Origin of the sequence: Kribbella kalugense (genome assembly GCF_004365875.1) — a bacterium.
In the GTDB taxonomy this organism is placed as follows: Bacteria; Actinomycetota; Actinomycetes; order Propionibacteriales; family Kribbellaceae; genus Kribbella; species Kribbella kalugense.
Window position 1 is genome coordinate 1,411,553 of the sequence record NZ_SODF01000002.1, and the last position, 16,329, is coordinate 1,427,881.

Genomic DNA, 16,329 nt, shown 5'->3' on the forward strand with positions numbered 1-16,329 from the left:
GTCGTTTTGCGGCTGGCGAACCCTAGCAAGCGTTTGCCGGCGACTCCATTCGATTTCAGTCTGCTGCGGGCACCCGTCGTACGGCGACATGCCGGAGCGGACGCCAGGCGACCGCTGTCATCACCACCATCGCCACGAAGGCGATCGCGAACGGCGCGGCCAGTCCGAACCGTTGCGCCAGTACGCCGCCCAGCGCCGAACCAATCGCAGCACCGCCAACTGAGGCCAGCAGGTACACGCTGTTCACTCTGCCCATCAGAGCATCCGGTGTGGCGAGCTGACGTGTAGTAGTCGAGACGATGCCCCACACCACGGCGTGGACGCCGAAAACGACCATGGTCGCGCCGGCGACCCACGGGTTCCGGGTGAGCGCCAGCACGAGATGGACTGTTGTTTCGATGATCAGACCGGCGCGGAGCAGGGTCACCGAGCCGACGCGCGGTTCGAGGAAGTGGTACGTCGGCATGCCGAGCACGCCGCCGACAGCGCCGACCGAAACGAGCAGACCGAACTGTGTCTCGGTCAGACCGAGCCGCTCGCGGGCGAAGAGTACCCAGGTCGCGAAGGCGGCGCAGAAGGTGATGTTCATGACCAGGATGGACAGGGCGAGCGTCCGTACGCCGGTGTGGTGCCAGAGCCAGCGGACTCCTTCGCGGACTTCGTGCCAGATAGCTGCGCGGTCGGACTGGTCGGGCAGTGGCGGACGTACGGCGACGCGAGCGACCAGGGCTGCTGCGGCGGCGAAGGTGACCGCATCGAAGACCAGTGGGACTCCGGCGCCCACCGCGAACAGCAGTGCGCCCAGCGGCGGTCCGCCGAGCTGCTGGAGGACGGTGCCGCTGGCGAACAGCCGGGAGTTGGCTTTGCCGAGATGAGCTTTCGGTACTGCGCTGACCAGCAACGCACCGGATGCGTTATCTGCAAGGGTTTCCGCCGTACCGAGCAGGAAGAGCGCGAGGTAGATCGCCCAGAGGGGTGAGGCGTCGAGCAGTACAGCGACACCGAGAGCGGCCAGGACGATCGCCCGAAAGGTGTCAGCGGCAACGATCATCAGGCGGCGGTCGAGACGGTCGACGAGTACGCCGCTGAACAGCGCGAACAGCAACCAGGGCAGCTGCTGGACAAAGGCGGCGGCGCCTACCGCGGCCGGTTGAGTGGTGATCGAGGCAACGAGCAACGGACCGGCGGCGAGCATGGCGCCGTCGCCGAGGTTGGAGATAATCGAGGCCGGCCAGATCTTGCGGAAATCGGAGCCGAGCTCGGACGGAAACGCAATCGCGCCAAGGGAACGCATAGGACTCCTGAGGGCCTGACGAATCAACAGAACGCCGGCTGCTCCCCCGGCGGCGGATCCGCCGTTGGCCAGACCATACCGGCCGCTTCCCGCCCCCGCACTCCGATTCGCCCCACCCCACCTGCGCTATCCTCGACGCTCGGCGGCAACCGCCTGGAGGGTTCGCATAGTGGCCGAGTGCGCTGGTCTTGAAAACCGGTATGGCGGGTGACCGTCATCGTGGGTTCGAATCCCACACCCTCCGCCTTTTGAGTCCCGCAGCAGGCCTCTGACCAGCTGAAACGTCAGGTCGGAGGCGGTGCTGAGAATTTCTGCCAATGGGCTGTCGGATCCGGAGTGCGGCGTTCGTTGTAGGAGTGACGGGCAGCCGGAGGAAGGCCGCCGAAGTGGCAGAAAGGTATGGCGCGCATGCGGAAACTGGTCTACGGCATGAACTTGACCCTGGACGGCTACGTCGCCGCGCCTGGGGACGACATCGGCTGGGGTACGGCTAGCGACGAGCTGTTTCAGTGGTGGCTCGATCAGGAGTTGGCGATCGGGCTGTTCTTGTACGGGCGCAAGCTGTGGGAGGCGATGAGTTCCCACTGGCCGACCGGCGACCAGCAGCCCGACGCTACGCCGGCACAGATCGAGTTCGCGCGGAACTGGCGGGACACGCCAAAGGTGGTGTTCTCCTCGACGATCGACAAGGTCGACTGGAACACCCGCCTGGTCACCGGCGACGCCGTAGCGGAGATCACCCGACTCAAGGCCGACGACGGTGAGCCGATGAGGGTTGGTGGTGCCGCGCTCGCTGGGGCGGCGATGCGGGCCGGGCTGGTCGACGAGTACGAGATCGTCACCCATCCGGTGCTGGTGGGCGGCGGCAAACCGTTCTTCTCCGCACTGGACAGCTGGGTGAACCTGAACCTGGTGGAGACGCGGACGTTTCCCGGCGGCGTGGCCCTGGCCAGGTACGAGACGAGGCGTTGAGCGCGATCCCTTCCCTGCTTGTCTGAGGGAGTGGCAGCCCGCCCCGGGGCTAGGTCGAGAGCTGCGGACGGTCTTGGCTTGACGCATGCCGATATGGGCATATGATTGCGGCATGGCACGAGCTGCGACTACGTCGGATGTGTTCAATGCGATTGCGGAGCCGCAGCGGCGGGACATTTTGGTGTTGTTGCGGGCGGGGGAGCGGCCGGTGACTGAGTTGGCTCGGGAGTTGGGGATGACTCAGCCGGGGGCGTCCAAACACCTGCGCGTACTGCGCGAGGTCGGGCTGGTGCGGGACCGGAAGGCGGGCAAGCAGCGTCTGTACGGGCTGGATGCGCGCGGGCTGCGGCCGGTGCACGAGTGGTCCGGCGGGTTCGAGCAGTTCTGGAATGAGAGCTTCGACCGGTTGGACGCCTACGTGCAGGACCTCAAGCAGGCAAGGCCGGAGGAGAGCTGATGGGTACGACGGCGGCCGACCGCGAGATCGTCATTTCGCGGGTGATCGACGCCCCACAGGAGTTGGTCTTCGAGGCGTTCACCGAGATCCGGCACCTGTCGCAGTGGTGGGGACCGGAAGGGTTCACCACCACCACTCGGGCGTTCGAGTTCCGCGCCGGCGGAGTGTGGGACTTCGTGATGCACGGACCGGACGGGACGGACTATCAGGAGTGGATCTCCTGGACCGAGATCGCCCCGCCGGAGCGGATCACCATGCTGCACGGCGAATGCCGCGATGACCCGAACGCGTTCGAGTCGGTCCTGACGTTCGAGCCCGCCGGCTCGGCGACCCGGGTCGAGATGCGCGCGGTGTTCCCCACCAAGGAACTGCGCGACGAGGCAGCCGAGAAGTACCACGCGATCGAGGCCGGCCAGCAGACGCTGAGCAATTTGGCGGCCTACATCACCCAGATGAAGGAGGGCCGCTGATGGCCGGGAAAGTGTTCTTCGGTGTGTCGATGTCGCTGGACGGGTTCATCGCGCCGAAGTCCAGCGAGGAGTTGATGGGGAAGCAGTGGATGGAACTACAGGGGTGGGTCTTCCCACTGCGGTTCTTCCGGGAGAACTTGAAGCTCGGCAAGGGCGGCGAGGAAGGGCGCGACAACGACATCGCCCGGGAGACGTTCGAGCGCACCGGCGTGAGCGTGATGGGCAAGCGGATGTTCGACGCCGGCGAGCGGATGTGGCCGGAGGAGGCGCCGTTCCACACGCCGGTCTTCGTCGTGACGCACGAGAAGCGTGACCCTTGGGAGCGGCCGGGTGGCACGACGTTCCACTTCATCAACGACGGCATCGAGGCCGCGCTCGACCAGGCCCGCATGGCCGCCGGCGACCGCGACGTCCGTATTGCCGGTGGCGGCTCGACGATCCTGGAGTATCTGAACGCCGGCCTGATCGACGAGTTCACGATCGCGCTGTCGCCCGTGCTGTTCGGCGCCGGAGTCCGCCTGTTCGAGGGCATCGACGCGAGCCGCGTCGCCCTGGAGCAGATCAACGCCGAGCATTCGCCGAAGGTGACGCACCTGACCTACGCCGTCCGGCAGCGGTAATTGGATTGCTGATCGGCCGTGGCCGCCGGACGATGCGGGCATGACCATCGCGCAGCTCGATCCGGCCGACTCTGTGGCGATGGGCCGGTGGTACGACCTGAGGGTCGCGGCCAGCCAGCAAGATCTGCCTGACTTTCCCGCTCCCAGCCGACAGGAACACGCGGCCCGGTTCGAGTACCCGTGGCCGGCCTTGACTGAAGAGGCGATGCTCGCCTGGGACGGAGACCGGGTCGTCGGAGCTGCGTCGTACCTGATGCCACAGACGGAGAACCTCAGTACGGCGTACCTCGAGCTGGTCGTGCACCCGCAGTACCGGCGTCGCGGTATCGGGACCGGGTTGCTGGAGGAGGTCTACGCGGCCGCCCGGCGACACCACCGGAGTCTGGTCGAGATCGAGACGGTTCGGGCGCTGCCCGGCGGCGTTGCGCGTGACGAGGCCGGCTACCGCTACCTCACCAATCGCGGTTATCAGCCCGGCATGACGAGCATCAGATCCCGATGCCAGATCGCTGGTTCAGAAGGCGACGAGGCGCCCGACGGGTACTCGCTGGTGCAGTGGCGTGACGCCGTACCCGACGAAATCATCGAGGACGTCGCCGCGCTGCAAACCCGGCTCCTGCTCGACGCGCCCAGCGGCGATCTGACGGTCGAGCAGGAGGTGTACGACGCTGCTCGGGTACGCGCCCAGGAGGCGACCGAACTGGGCCGCGGTCATCGCGCCTACTCGACCGCGGCCCGGCACGACGCGACCGGTCAGATCGTCGCCCGTACCAAGGTCGCGTTCGAGGGCAGCGAAGCCACTCACGGGCGGCAGCGGATCACGATCGTCGAGCCGGCCCACCGAGGCCAGGGTCTCGGTCTGATCGTGAAGTCGGCCAACCATGCGTACGCACGGGCAAACGAGCCGGCGCTGCGGGTCATCGACGCGTGGAACGCCGAGGACAACACGCATATGCGGGCCGTCAACGCACAGCTCGGCTTCCAGCCGGTGGACAGCTGGTCGGTCTTCCAGCTGCCCACAAATCCGAGCTGAGACGCATAGGCAGGTGGCGCGATCACCTGGCAGCATGCGAGTCATGTCTACCGACTACGGACTACCGATCGGCCAGGTCCTGGGCGATGGGTTTCGGGTTCCCGAGCTGCTGCCGAGCTGGACCGCTCTGGAAGGCATCGTGCTGGTCAAATGCCTGGACGCCGAAGGCCACCCGAGCTGGGCGTTCCGCGAGACCGAAGGGATGAACGTCGAGGAAGTGATCGGCGTTCTCACCATTCAACTGGACATGCTGCGCGAACGCGCTGTCGACGCCTTTCGGGGAGACGACGAGGACGACTAGCGAGCGCGCGGTGTAAGTCAGTTGTCAGGTGGCCTCGATCGTGTCGAGGTCCCGGACGGCGAAGCGGTGGTGTTCCCACTCCTCCCCGAGGATCACGTGCAGGCAGTGGCGGACGGTCTCGGGATGCTCGGGATTGTGCGGGTTCTTCCGCGGTTCGTCGAGCTCGGCCGGGGTAGTGGCGGCGATGAAGTCGCGGACCATGGCGACACGGCCGGCGCGGGCCTCGAGCACCTCGGCGTACGACGGGGTTTTCGCAGCGGGGTCGTCCGTGCCGCCGTACTTCAGCCCGATCGGGTGGTACGGATCTTCGAGCTCCAGGATCCCGCGGCCGAGCCAGGTGTCCGTGGCGTGGACAAGGTGTCGCTGCGTCTGCGCGAACGACCACTCGCCGCCCACCGACACATCGACCGCGCCGGCAGGCATGCCCTCGGCGCGGTCGAGTGTGGCCGCCCAAGTGCGCTCGATCTCAGCCCAGGCCGCCAGCAGACCGGCCGGATCCTCTGCATTCCGATTCGCGCGGCCTGGGAACCGGCGGTTGAGCTCAGCGTCGACGTACCCCGCCACCTCGATGCCGTTGACCTTCAGGCTGCCGCCGGGCTCACCCAGCCAGGGCGAGTCGATATCCCCACCCTGGATGTCGACGCCGTGCATCACGGTCCCGGAAAGATCGCACTCGACGAACCGTGCGCCGTGCAGGTTCGCCTCGAAGAACTCCGCCGCCTCCAGGTCGTCGGACGGACCGAATTTCGTCATGCCATCTCCCTCGTTTGTCGATGTGCGGCGAGCCTAGCCGTGACCTCGGACACAAAAGTCGTGCGCGGGCCGCGCGGCCCGTGATGGGGTCGGGAGAACTGACAGCGCGACGGAGGGAACGGGTCATGGACGTCCTGAGTGCGGCGGAGCGGGTGGGCTTCTCGGAGCGGGACCGGGTGCGATTCCAGCCGGTCGAGAACGAGCTGCGGGTGCCGGACGAGGCCGAGGCGTTACTGGAGTACTGCGGTGTGAATGCGGCTGATCGGCAGGAGATGCTGGCCGCGCGCCCGGATCCGGATCGGGATCCGGACTGGTGGGCGATCGCGTCGGCGCTGGCCGGTGAGGTCGAGCGGGATCTGGGGCTTGCGGTTCCGTCGACAGGGTTCAGAGGCTGGCCCGCCGTGCCACGGGATGCCTCGGCGGTGGGGTTGTTCGCTGGTGCGTGGGCGCTGCTGGCCAACGTGCCGCGGCTGCTCCAGCTACACGCGGACCGTGGTGTGCCGGAGTCGGTGACCGTTGCGACGATTTCGGCGCTGGGTGGGGTGATGGCGACGCACCGGCAAGTCTTCGGTCGTGCTGGTGTCGGACTGATGCCGCTGTGGGGTCCGCCGCTGCGGTTCCGTGGCGCCGACTACGAGATTGGTCGGCACGATTACACCCGCACTCAGCTCGGCCTGGGCGATGGAGTCTCCGGACACCTGCTCTTGATCCACATCCCACCGACCGGCCCACTCGACGTACAGGCGTCGGAGGAGTCCGTGGCGACTGCGGTGGAGTCCTTCAAACGCTGGTACCCGGAAGAGCCGATAGCGGCGCTTGCGTGTCACTCGTGGCTGCTGGACCCACAGCTGGCCGAGTACTTGCGTCCTGACTCGAACATCATCCGTTTCCAGCGGCGCTTCGACCTGCTCCCCCTGCTGACACCGGAGGACCAGTCCGAGGGCGACCGGGAGCTCATGCGCCTCGGACTGCAGTTGCCGGTGCCTGATGGCGCGCTGACCGAAGAGGACCTTGCCGGCGTGCCTCAGGACTCCACACTGCAGCGTGCTTTCGTGACCCACCTGCGGAGTGGTCGGCATTGGTACGGGCGCACAGGCATGCTTACAGGATGGAACTGAGGATTTCAGTCGGGCAGGACGAGCTGTGGGCCGAGCACCTGGCCGGGGGTGGCGTACCGATCGTCTTGCTGCACCCGGGGATCGGTGACTCGCGTGTTTGGGACCTAGTACTGCCAGGCCTGAGCGGTCGGCGGGTGCTGAGGTACGACGTCCGTGGGTTCGGCAGGTCGCCGCAGCCGACCACCGAGTTCTCGCTGCTCAAGGATTTGGAGACGACTCTGGACCAGCTGGACCTCCAGCGTGTGCTGCTGGTCGGCTGCTCGATGGGTGGCGGTACGGCGCTCAGCTTCACGCTGGCGCATCCGGACCGAGTCCACGGTCTGGTGCTGTTGTGCCCAGGTGTCCCCGGCTTCCCCCGGCCCGAGGAGGCCGAGCTGGATGCGGAGTACGACGTACTGGCTGCTAAACGGGACATTGAAGGTCTCGTGCAGCTGGGACTGCGAGACGGGGCAGCAGCCGGGGCCGACGACGCTGCGGTCGCCCAGCTTCGCGCTGCTGTCCCAGGGTGGTTTGGTCAGGAGGAGTACCAGCAACCGGACCCGCCTGTGTATGACCGGCTCCAGGAGATACAGGTGCCGTCTGTCGTCATGGTCGGCGACAAGGACCGCCCGATCCTCGCAGCCGTGGCCGGTGCCACCGCGGCCCGCATCCCCGGGTGCGAGTTCATCTGGATGTCCGGCGTCGACCACCTCCCCAGCCTGCGCGACCCAAAGCTGGTGACCGACACCATCCTCCGCCTGGCCGGTGACTACGAGGCTGGATAGATCCAGCGATCCAGCAACGCTGCGGCCCGGCCGGTGTCGACTGCCTCTCGGCAACGCTCGAAGCAGTCTGGTAACTGCTCAAGGCCGGACTCCAGCGACAGAGTCGTTAGTGCAGCAGCGGCGTTCAGCAGTACGACGTCGCGCACCGGGCCGTGCTCTCCGTCGACCAGCCTGCGCAGCAACTGGGCATTGAACGCCGCGTCACCACCGCGCAGCTCAGCCAGTGACGACGGTCGCAAACCCAACGAGCGCGGGTCGAACACCACCTCCGACGCAGACCCGCCATGGACCATCCACAGCCGCGAGTACCCAGTAGTGGTCAGCTTGTCGAGCCCGTCGTCGCCACGCGCCACCAGTGCCAACTTCCCCTGCTGGGCAAGCGCGCCGGCGAGTACGGGAAGCATCCGTGGGTTGGCGACGCCGACCAGCTGGTGCTGCGGGTCGGCCGGGTTGAGCAACGGCGCCAGGACGTTGAACGCGGTCGGGACAGCCAGCTCACGTCGTACGACCGCAACCTCGCGGAGCACCGGGTTGAAGCGTGGAGCGAACAGGTAAGTCAGACCGACCTCAGCCGCGACCTGTGCTGCTTCTGTAGCTGACAGGTCGAGCGGTACGCCGAGGTGCTCGACGAGATCACCAGAGCCGGCGGCTGACGAGGACGCTGCCCGTCCGCCGTGTTTGACGACTGTGACGCCGGCAGCGGCCGCAACCACCGCAGCCATGGTGGAGATGTTCGCCGCACCGGTCCGGTCACCACCCGTGCCGACGATGTCCACGAACGGTCCGCGGATCCGCACCGGCGTCGCGTGCGAACGCAGTACCGCGGCCAGACCGTTGAGCTCGTCGGGGGTCTCGCCCTTGGCCCGCAAGGCGATCAGGAACCCGGAGATCTGGGCCGGCGAGGCTTCACCCAGGACCAGTTGGTCCATTGCCCAGCCCGTGTCCGCCGCCGAGAGGTCGGAGCCGGCCAGGAGTGCGGAGATCAGGCCGGACCAGGTCCGGAGTGTTGTCGCCATCGAGAGTCCTCGGGGGGTGCTGGGCCGCCCACGAGGAGACATCACAACGGCCGCCTCGCAGGAGACGGCCGGGTGGATACGCGCGAAGTCAGGCCGTCAGTCGACGGCCCACCACATACCTGCGCGCTGGAACATGCCTATGACCCTACCTGCCACCCCCGGATGTAGTCGACGGTGAAGCTGGGAACCTCAAGTCGCTCGCCGGGGAAGTCGAACACGGCCAGCATCAGCTGCATCGGGTACGTCGGTGCGCCCTGGCAACTGCGGATCGCGGTGCCGTCCACGGAGAACGTCGCCTCGCCACCGGTCCACTGGACTGCATACGTGTGGAAATCACGCAGGTCGATCGGGAGACGGACCGCCTCGAAGTCCTGCGGTACGGCGGGGTCGCGGATCGTCTTCAGGCCCATACCGACGGCAGCTGACTCACCGGGGACCAGTGCGTTGCCGAACACCTCCATGACGCAGATCTCGCCACACCGGTCCGGCTGGTCCTCCAGCCCGACCATCCAGAGCGACACCATCGACTGTGGACCCAGATCGGCCTTGGCGCGGAGTTCGACGTACCCGCCGCTTGGAGTCCAGCCCCAGAACGGCTCCTGCTCCTCCCGGACGACCAGACCGTCGCGGTACGGCTGCTGCCCTACTGTGCTGCCGACCGGTCCGGAGAAGTTGCCTGACTGGATGCCGGAGACCCGCAGGTCTGGCTGGTGGTCGCCCTCGCACCAGAGGCCTTGGTCGACCGGGATGCTGAGTGTCAGGCAGGAGTCGGCCAGGTGGTACGTCGCTGCCGATGCGGCGCGAGAGCTCCACGGTGGCAAGTAGTGCGGTGACCAGACGGACAGGTCCAGCGACGACGCGTCGAAGTCGTCCTCGAACACCAACTCGCTCATGACCCAATGATGAGTGGACCGGGCAGCCTGTCACATCATGGTGTCCCGATTCGTCAGGGAAGTGATGGGACAGGAGAACGCAGCGGTGGACGACCACGAGCAGCTGGCTCGCCAGTTCGAGCAGAGCCGGGGGCATCTGCGTGCGGTCGCGTACCGGATGCTCGGATCGGTGGCTGAGGCAGAGGACGCCGTACAGGAGGCTTGGCTGCGGCTGAGCCGGACCGATGTGAGTGCCGTCGGCAATCTGGCCGGCTGGCTGACCACGGTGGTCTCGCGGGTGTGTCTGGACCTGCTGCGGAGCCGGAAGTCGCGGCGGGAGGACTCGCTGGACACGTACGTGCCGGATCCGATCATCGGCCGGGTGGACGGTGACCTGGGGCCGGAAGACGAGGCGCTCCAGGCGGATGCGATCGGGCTGGCGCTGCTCGTCGTACTGGAGACGTTGTCGCCGGCTGAGCGGTTGGCGTTCGTGCTGCATGACATGTTCGGGGTCGGGTTCGACGAGATCGCGACGATTGTGGATAAGTCGCCTGCCGCGACCCGTCAGTTGGCGAGTCGGGCGCGGCGGCGGGTCCAGGGTGCTCCGGCGAGTGACGGGGATGTCAGCCGGCAGCGGGCGGTCGTGGAGGCGTTTATGGCGGCGTCCCGTGGCGGCGACTTCGAGGCGCTGCTCGAGTTGCTCGACCCGGACGTCCTGCTCCGCGCGGACGCTGGTGCCGCGACCGCGGAGTACGCCGGTCCGGCCGTGTCGAAGCTGGTCCGCGGTGCTCGGGCCGTGGTCGAGCAGGCGCTTCTCTTCAGCCGGATGGCGCCGTACAACCAGCTGGTGTTGGTCAACGGCGTGCCTGGGGTGATGACCGTGGTCAACGACCGTTTGATGGGCGTGATGGCGGTGACCGTTGCCGACGGCAAGATCACTCAGATCGACATCCTGGCCGACGTGGACCGGCTCCAGGTCATCCCGCTACCAGCCTGAGTACCCGCTCGGCCTGCGCCTCGGCGGTCCCCGGCGGATTGCGGTCCGCACTCGGCCCACCGGGCCCGATCAGCGTCAACCAGAACCCGGACCACAGACAGCGCGCTGCTCGGAACCGCTCCGGCTCCACCGCAAACCGCCGTACCAAAGAAGTCCAGTCGGTCTCTCGACCCGCCAGATGCTCCACCAGGTTGGCGATTTCGACGGTCCGGTCGCCCAGCCCGGCGTCCTCGAAGTCGACGATGCGAACCCGTGTGCCGTCCCACAGGTAGTTGCTGAGGTTCGGGTCCCCGTGGGCGACCACTGGGTCGAGTACGACGGTCAGGTCGGGCGGCTCGTTGTCGAGCCAGGAATGCGCCGCCTCGGCGATCACCCCGTCGCCGTCGCAGAGCGCGGTCAGTCCGGCGCGGGTGCGAGAGACGAGCGCAGACAGGTCGATCGGAGCCAGTCCTGTCGGTGGGACTGACCAGAGCGTGTCGAGAGCGTCACCGAGTGCGGTCTGCATGGATGCGGTGAGCGAGCCGCTCAGTGGCCGGCCGGGTACGACAGTCATCGTCAGCGACGGGTCGGTGGACAACGTGAGCGGCCGCGGGACCAGGCCGGGGGTTTCCTGGGAGAGCAGGGTGAGTGCGGCCCACTCGCGGGCTGGTTCGTTGCGGGACCAGGACGTGTAGTGCTTGGTGAGGGTGCGGCCGGTGACGGCGACTTTGTGGGTCATTGGAGGAGTGTGTCGATAACTGGGTCTCTCCTTCGACGTATGGGCAGGAGCGGATACGGCGAGGGAGTGGGTCGGATGTCTACGCAGGTGGTTGCGGCGGTTGCCAGTGAGGTTGTGGCGGGTCTGTTGGGGGCGGGGTTCAACGGTGCGGTCCGGCTGCCCGGTGAGGTGGAGTACGACGAGCAGCGGCGGTCCGTGATCCCGTCGGTGGACTCGCGCCCGCTGATGGTTGCGGAGGCGTACGGACGCACCGACGTGCAGGCAGCGGTACGGACGGCCCGCGAGTACGGCGTACCGCTTGCAGTGCAGGCGACCGGCCACGGGACTCGCGTACCGGCGGACGGCGGGATCTTGCTGAAGACGACCGCGATGACGTCGTTGCTGATCGACCCGGAGCGGCGGATCGCCAAAGTTGCACCAGGGGTTCGCTGGGGTGCGGTGCTCGACGCGGCTCGGCAGTTTGGGCTGGCGCCGCTGTCTGGTTCGCATCGAGACGTCGGCGTCACCGGATACACCCTCGGCGGCGGTGTGGGCTGGCTGGCCCGCAAGTACGGGTTTGCGGCCGACAGTGTGATCCGGGCCGAGGTCGTCACCGCTGACGGACGTGTGGTCACCGCGAGCGCCGAGCAGCACCCTGACCTGTTCTGGGCGATCCGCGGCGGCACCGGCAACTTCGGCGTCGTCACGTCGCTGGAGTTCCGCCTGTACCCGGTCCGTCAGGTCCACGCCGGCACCGTGTACTACGGCATCGACCGCGCCGCCGCGATCCTCCGCCGGTACCGCGACTGGACAACCACCATCCCGAACGAGCTGAGCACGGCGGTCGTCCTGACCCGCGTCCCCGGCACCGAGCAGCCCGCCGTCGCGATCAAGGTCATGTACGCCGGTCCCGCCGACGTCGCCGAACACCTGCTCAAGCCGCTCTTCGCAACAGCCGGCCAACTTCTGGCCGGTGAACTCCGGACCATCGAGTACGCCGATGCCGCGATGGGCGGCACGCCCGCCCGGCACCTCGACTTCCTGGACACGCTGACCGACGAGGTCATCGACATCGTCACCGAACTCGAGGACGCCACCGTCGAGATCCGCCACTGGGCCGGCGCGATGGCCCACCCGGGTCCCGGCGCCGGACCGGTCGGCCACCGAGAGGCGTCGTACTCGCTGATCATCGATCGCGAGGTCGCCGGTCTGCCGAGCTCCGGCCGGACCTTCGTGAACTTCCTCGGCGACCCGGGCCGCGCGGACACGGCGTACGCAGCCAAGGACCTGCACCGACTCCGCGAGGTCAAGCGCGCCTACGACCCGACGAACTTCTTCCACCTGAACGCGAACATCCGGCCGTAGAAAAGCGACCCGGTCCCCAGGAGGGTCAAGGGACCGGATCGCTCAGGGCGCCTCAGATATTCAGACCGTGCCGACGTTCCCGTAGACAGATACGTGGACGTGGTCCATGTGGTTCGCGGTCGCGCCGCCGCGGTCCTCCATCGCGCGCCAGCCTTCGCTGCTGCGCTGCACCGTCCAGATGTGCTGCTCCCAGATCAGCTGGCTGACACCGAGCTTCTTGTAGTTCGCCTTCAGCCAGTCGGCGATCTCCTGGCCCTCCGACGAGCTGTTGATCATGATGTCCACCGCGCGGCCGGACGAGTGCTCCGAACCACTGTCACCGGAGCGCAGACCGCCGTACGTCGAGATGTCCGGGAACATCGCGCAGATCGCCCGGTGCACCCGGATCGCGTCCTGGGTCAGACCGCTCTCCATCGCGGAGCCGGACTTGCAGGCTGCCTGCGAGATCGCGCCGACGACGCTCGCGGCCGGCTTGGTCGCGGACAGGTACTGCGCCTTCACCCAGCGAGCCTTGCCGTCGCTGACCACCTGGGCCCAGATGCCGTCGACGGTGCCGGTGACCGAGACCTTGGTGCCCTTCGGCAGCACGTCCAGCAGGACGCCGGTCAGCGGGAGCGACCAGAGGTTCACATCGGTGGTGGTGTACTTCGTGCCGGTGATCTTCGGCGCCGTGGCCTTCAGGTCCTCGGCGGCGCGAGTCTTGGCCGAGGTCGGCTTCGGGATCGGCGCCTGCTTCTTCAGGTGCTTCGCCGTCGGCGATGCCTTCGGCTTCGGAGTCGCGCTCGGCGTCGAAGACGTGACGGTGATCGGCGGACGCAGAGCGTCCCGGCTGATCGTGGCGTCGCGCGACAGCTGCAGGGACGAGCTGGCGATCGACGGGTCGAACTGGACATGCTGGCTGGGGATCGCGGCCGCGGAACCGGTCGCCACCAGGGCTACTGCCGCTCCGGGGATCGCAACCTTGATGAGACCTGGCTGGATCACCCTCGCGCGCGCCTGGCGGTGCCGCGCCTGTCTATGCCGTCCTTCAGCCACTTCTTGAACCCAATCTGCCGAGACCAAAACGTTATCGACCGGAGGAGTCAAGCACACATCGCCGCGCCGGTTCGAATCGGACCCCGGTCTTAACGCATTACGAACATCCACAGGCTCGCCGCGACCGTGATTTGCCCGGTATCCGGATGTGACCGTTCCGAGATCAAACGCTTGGTGGGCAAATCGCCGTCGTGATCACGGTCGCGACGTGCTCGCCGTACCGCTCGGGGGACCAGTCGCGGAGCAGGACGAGGAGCTCGTAGAGCTCGACCGAGATGTACGTCCACAGGACGTCCGCGACCTCCTCCAGGGTGATTCCGGGCCGCAGCTCGCCGGTCTCGAGCAGGTGGCGGCCGAACATGGTCATCCCGGCCAGCCGCTCGTCGAGCAGGGTCTGCCAGGTCTCCCGCAAGGTCTCGTCGCTGTGCCGGCCGTCCCGGATCAGGATCTGAACCCGCGCCGACCGCTGTTGCCGCACGACCACGCCGGCGACGTACATCCGGATCTTCCGGCGTACGTCGGGTTGGGCCTGGATCGCGAGCGCTTCCGGTCGTTGCGCGATCGGCAACGGCTCGTCGTCGCCGGCGATGACGAAGTCGAACACCGCCTTGGCCAACGCCGCCTTGGTGCCGAATCCCTTGTAGATGCTCTCCGCCGAGACGCCCGCCCGCCGCGCGACCGCGCTGATCGTCGTCGCCTGGAACCCGTCGGCCTCGAACAGCTCTTGCGCCGCGACCACGACGTCGCGCCGCCGCTGCTCGGCGCGTTCACGCCGGGTCACGGCGTTGTATTTCCTCTTGACGTCCGTCATTCCAGATCCCATGCTTTTGAGTACAGGCAGACTGTATCGAATTATGTGGGGGACAACGATGAGCACAACAGCAGGCGTGTCGGCCGGTGAGGTCGCAGTCCGGAGCATCCTGATCATGGCCGATGGGGAGCGGTCCGACTTCGACGAGCTGATCCACCCGCGCGCGGTGAACCGGGAGGGCGAGAACGAGCCGCCGGAGTGCCGGGTCGGTGGACCGGCCGGCTTCTACGCCACCGCGCTCTGGATGCGGACGGCGTTCGAGGGTTTGGCCTACGACATCCACCATGTCATTGCCGATGGCAACTTAGTGGCGGTGAACTCGACGATGAGCGGGCGGCACGTGGCGCCGTTCGTCGTCTACACGCCGGGCGGTGACGTGGACACGGCCTTCCCGCCGACCGGCAAGACGTTCGCGGTCACGCAGTCGCACTGGTTCCGGATCGAGGACGGGAAGGTCGCCGAACACTGGGCGAACCGCGACGACCTCGGCCAGGCGCAGCAGCTCGGCTGGGTGCCGCCGACGCCGGCGTACCTGTTCCGGATGGCCCGCGCAAAGTCGCGAGCCAAGCGGGCCGCGTAGGACCGCCAGGCGGTGCTGCTGGTTGACTGCGCGGGTGGACTTTCGGATCGAGCGTGGGGTGGTTGCGCGGCTGGTGATCGATCGGGTCGCGAAGCGGAACGCGTTGACCTGGGCGATGTGGGAAGCGCTGCCTGGACTGCTCGCCGAGCTGGCGGCTGATGACGAGGTCAAGGTCCTGCTCGTCACGGGCGAGGGACCGAGCTTCTCCGCCGGTGCGGATATCCGGGAGTTGATCTCCGGCGACGATCCGGCCGATCCGATGGCTGAGTTGCGGGCGTTCAACCTGCGGGCGCAGGCGGCGTTGCGGGAGTTCCCGAAGCCGACGATCGCGGTCGTGCGCGGGCACTGCATCGGCGGCGGTCTGGAGATCGCGGTCAACTGTGACTTCCGGTTCGCCGCCCCGGACGCGAGTTTCGGCGTCACGCCGGCACGGATCGGCGTCGTCTACCCGCCGGCCGCGATCAAGGTCCTGCTCGACCTCGTCGGTCCGGCAACCGCGAAGTACCTGCTCTTCAGTGGTGAGCTGCTGACCGCGGACCAGGCCGAGCTCAAAGGCCTGGTCGATCGAGTGGCCGACGATCCGATGGCGGCCGCCGAGGCGTTCGCGGACACGCTGGTATCGCGGTCGCAGCTGACGATCCGTTCCGCCAAAGAGTCAATCAACGCACTGCTGTCCGGCCAGGACCCAGACCCAGCAGCGGTACGCCGGTATCGCGAGACGATCGCATCCGGTGAGCTCGCGGAAGGGATCGACGCCTTCACGCAGAAGCGTTCACCGGAGTTCCTCTGGCATCCCCGCTGAAATCAGCGTGCCGCGGAGCTCGACCCGGTCACCGACCGCGGCCGACACCTGCGACGCGATCGACTGCGCACGCGCATCGTCGTCGGCGTCGATCAGGAAGAACCCGGCCAACTGCTCCTTGGCCTCACCGAACGGTCCGTCGGTGACCACCTGCGCACCGTCACGGATCTGCACGATCCGGCCCTCGGCCGGCGGCAGCAGGCCCTCCGAGCTGACCAGCTCACCGGACTCGGCAAGCTCCTGCTCGAGCCGCATCAACCGCTCGACGGCCTGCTGGTCCTCGTCGGTCCAGGTGCGGTCGAGGCTCCGGAAGATCATCACGACGTACTTCATGGCTTCACCGTAGCGACGACAACCGACAAGAACCCCGCG

At 67.4% G+C, this 16,329-nt stretch carries 20 protein-coding genes and 1 tRNA gene; 13 read left to right on the forward strand and 8 right to left on the reverse strand.

Annotated features, from left to right (window positions below; genetic code table 11):
• Positions 1-55: 55 nt before the first annotated feature.
• Positions 56-1,294 (reverse strand): MFS transporter, encoded by a 1,239-nt coding sequence (locus tag EV650_RS24575; RefSeq protein WP_134121367.1) that lies wholly within the window; start codon positions 1,292-1,294, stop codon positions 56-58.
• 155 nt (positions 1,295-1,449) lie between these two features.
• On the opposite strand from EV650_RS24575, the gene EV650_RS24580 reads away from it, so the two are divergent.
• The 7 genes from EV650_RS24580 to EV650_RS24610 all read left to right on the forward strand — a co-directional run bounded on the left by EV650_RS24580 (position 1,450) and on the right by EV650_RS24610 (position 5,147).
• A tRNA-Ser gene (locus EV650_RS24580) sits at positions 1,450-1,538 on the forward strand.
• A 164-nt stretch (positions 1,539-1,702) separates the two neighbouring features.
• Positions 1,703-2,266: a dihydrofolate reductase family protein gene (locus EV650_RS24585; protein ID WP_134121368.1), complete on the forward strand. Its 564-nt coding sequence runs from the start codon at positions 1,703-1,705 to the stop codon at positions 2,264-2,266.
• Positions 2,267-2,378: 112 nt separating this feature from the next.
• The gene (locus EV650_RS24590; RefSeq protein ID WP_134121369.1) at positions 2,379-2,723 is read left to right on the forward strand and encodes an ArsR/SmtB family transcription factor; all 345 of its coding nucleotides are present in this window, start codon (positions 2,379-2,381) and stop codon (positions 2,721-2,723) included.
• On the forward strand, positions 2,723-3,193 hold the full coding sequence (locus EV650_RS24595; protein WP_134121370.1) for an SRPBCC family protein: 471 nt from the start codon (positions 2,723-2,725) through the stop codon (positions 3,191-3,193). The genes EV650_RS24590 and EV650_RS24595 overlap by 1 nt, the downstream gene beginning before the upstream one ends.
• On the forward strand, positions 3,193-3,813 hold the full coding sequence (locus tag EV650_RS24600; protein ID WP_134121371.1) for a dihydrofolate reductase family protein: 621 nt from the start codon (positions 3,193-3,195) through the stop codon (positions 3,811-3,813). Before EV650_RS24595 ends, EV650_RS24600 begins: the two co-directional genes overlap by 1 nt.
• Positions 3,814-3,853: 40 nt before the next feature.
• The gene (locus EV650_RS24605) at positions 3,854-4,846 is read left to right on the forward strand and encodes a GNAT family N-acetyltransferase (RefSeq protein WP_134121372.1); all 993 of its coding nucleotides are present in this window, start codon (positions 3,854-3,856) and stop codon (positions 4,844-4,846) included.
• A gap of 43 nt (positions 4,847-4,889) precedes the next feature.
• Entirely contained in the window at positions 4,890-5,147 is a 258-nt protein-coding gene (locus EV650_RS24610; protein ID WP_134121373.1) for a hypothetical protein, read from the forward strand.
• A gap of 24 nt (positions 5,148-5,171) precedes the next feature.
• Here the strand turns inward: EV650_RS24610 and EV650_RS24615 are convergent, their stop codons facing one another.
• Positions 5,172-5,900 carry a DinB family protein gene (locus EV650_RS24615; RefSeq protein ID WP_134121374.1) on the reverse strand — a complete coding sequence of 243 codons (729 nt, stop codon included), beginning with the start codon at positions 5,898-5,900 and terminating at the stop codon, positions 5,172-5,174.
• 125 nt (positions 5,901-6,025) lie between these two features.
• On the opposite strand from EV650_RS24615, the gene EV650_RS24620 reads away from it, so the two are divergent.
• Together EV650_RS24620 and EV650_RS24625 are read left to right on the forward strand one after the other, a co-directional pair.
• Entirely contained in the window at positions 6,026-7,018 is a 993-nt protein-coding gene (locus EV650_RS24620) for an acyltransferase domain-containing protein (protein WP_134121375.1), read from the forward strand.
• The gene (locus tag EV650_RS24625) at positions 7,009-7,782 is read left to right on the forward strand and encodes an alpha/beta fold hydrolase (protein ID WP_134121376.1); all 774 of its coding nucleotides are present in this window, start codon (positions 7,009-7,011) and stop codon (positions 7,780-7,782) included. The genes EV650_RS24620 and EV650_RS24625 overlap by 10 nt, the downstream gene beginning before the upstream one ends.
• Here EV650_RS24625 and trpD read toward each other — a convergent pair.
• Complete coding sequence (gene trpD / locus EV650_RS24630; protein ID WP_134121377.1) at positions 7,767-8,798, reverse strand: anthranilate phosphoribosyltransferase; 1,032 nt, start codon at positions 8,796-8,798, stop codon at positions 7,767-7,769. The two genes, EV650_RS24625 and trpD, sit on opposite strands and share 16 nt — an antisense overlap.
• Before the next feature lie 137 nt (positions 8,799-8,935).
• Positions 8,936-9,691: a glycoside hydrolase family 16 protein gene (locus tag EV650_RS24635; RefSeq protein ID WP_134121378.1), complete on the reverse strand. Its 756-nt coding sequence runs from the start codon at positions 9,689-9,691 to the stop codon at positions 8,936-8,938.
• A 37-nt stretch (positions 9,692-9,728) separates the two neighbouring features.
• Between EV650_RS24635 and sigJ the strand changes: the two genes are divergently transcribed.
• The gene (gene sigJ / locus EV650_RS24640) at positions 9,729-10,667 is read left to right on the forward strand and encodes an RNA polymerase sigma factor SigJ (RefSeq protein WP_238174431.1); all 939 of its coding nucleotides are present in this window, start codon (positions 9,729-9,731) and stop codon (positions 10,665-10,667) included.
• Here the strand turns inward: sigJ and EV650_RS24645 are convergent.
• Positions 10,648-11,385, reverse strand: coding sequence for an aminoglycoside phosphotransferase family protein (locus tag EV650_RS24645; protein ID WP_134121379.1), 738 nt, complete (start codon positions 11,383-11,385; stop codon positions 10,648-10,650). The two genes, sigJ and EV650_RS24645, sit on opposite strands and share 20 nt — an antisense overlap.
• 75 nt (positions 11,386-11,460) lie before the next feature.
• Here EV650_RS24645 and EV650_RS24650 point away from each other — a divergent pair, with 75 nt between their 5' ends.
• The gene (locus EV650_RS24650; RefSeq protein WP_134121380.1) at positions 11,461-12,729 is read left to right on the forward strand and encodes an FAD-binding oxidoreductase; all 1,269 of its coding nucleotides are present in this window, start codon (positions 11,461-11,463) and stop codon (positions 12,727-12,729) included.
• Positions 12,730-12,789: 60 nt separating this feature from the next.
• Here EV650_RS24650 and EV650_RS24655 read toward each other — a convergent pair whose 3' ends face one another.
• Together EV650_RS24655 and EV650_RS24660 are read right to left on the reverse strand one after the other, a co-directional pair.
• Entirely contained in the window at positions 12,790-13,713 is a 924-nt protein-coding gene (locus EV650_RS24655) for an SH3 domain-containing protein (protein WP_134122662.1), read from the reverse strand.
• Between the two features lie 214 nt (positions 13,714-13,927).
• Entirely contained in the window at positions 13,928-14,575 is a 648-nt protein-coding gene (locus EV650_RS24660; protein ID WP_134121381.1) for a TetR/AcrR family transcriptional regulator, read from the reverse strand.
• A 58-nt stretch (positions 14,576-14,633) separates the two neighbouring features.
• On the opposite strand from EV650_RS24660, the gene EV650_RS24665 reads away from it, so the two are divergent.
• Entirely contained in the window at positions 14,634-15,155 is a 522-nt protein-coding gene (locus EV650_RS24665) for an ester cyclase (RefSeq protein WP_134121382.1), read from the forward strand.
• Positions 15,156-15,189: 34 nt separating this feature from the next.
• Positions 15,190-15,957 (forward strand): enoyl-CoA hydratase/isomerase family protein, encoded by a 768-nt coding sequence (locus EV650_RS24670; protein WP_238174432.1) that lies wholly within the window; start codon positions 15,190-15,192, stop codon positions 15,955-15,957.
• Here the strand turns inward: EV650_RS24670 and EV650_RS24675 are convergent.
• Positions 15,928-16,290, reverse strand: coding sequence for a YciI family protein (locus tag EV650_RS24675; protein ID WP_134121384.1), 363 nt, complete (start codon positions 16,288-16,290; stop codon positions 15,928-15,930). The genes EV650_RS24670 and EV650_RS24675 overlap by 30 nt on opposite strands.
• Positions 16,291-16,329 lie beyond the last annotated feature (39 nt).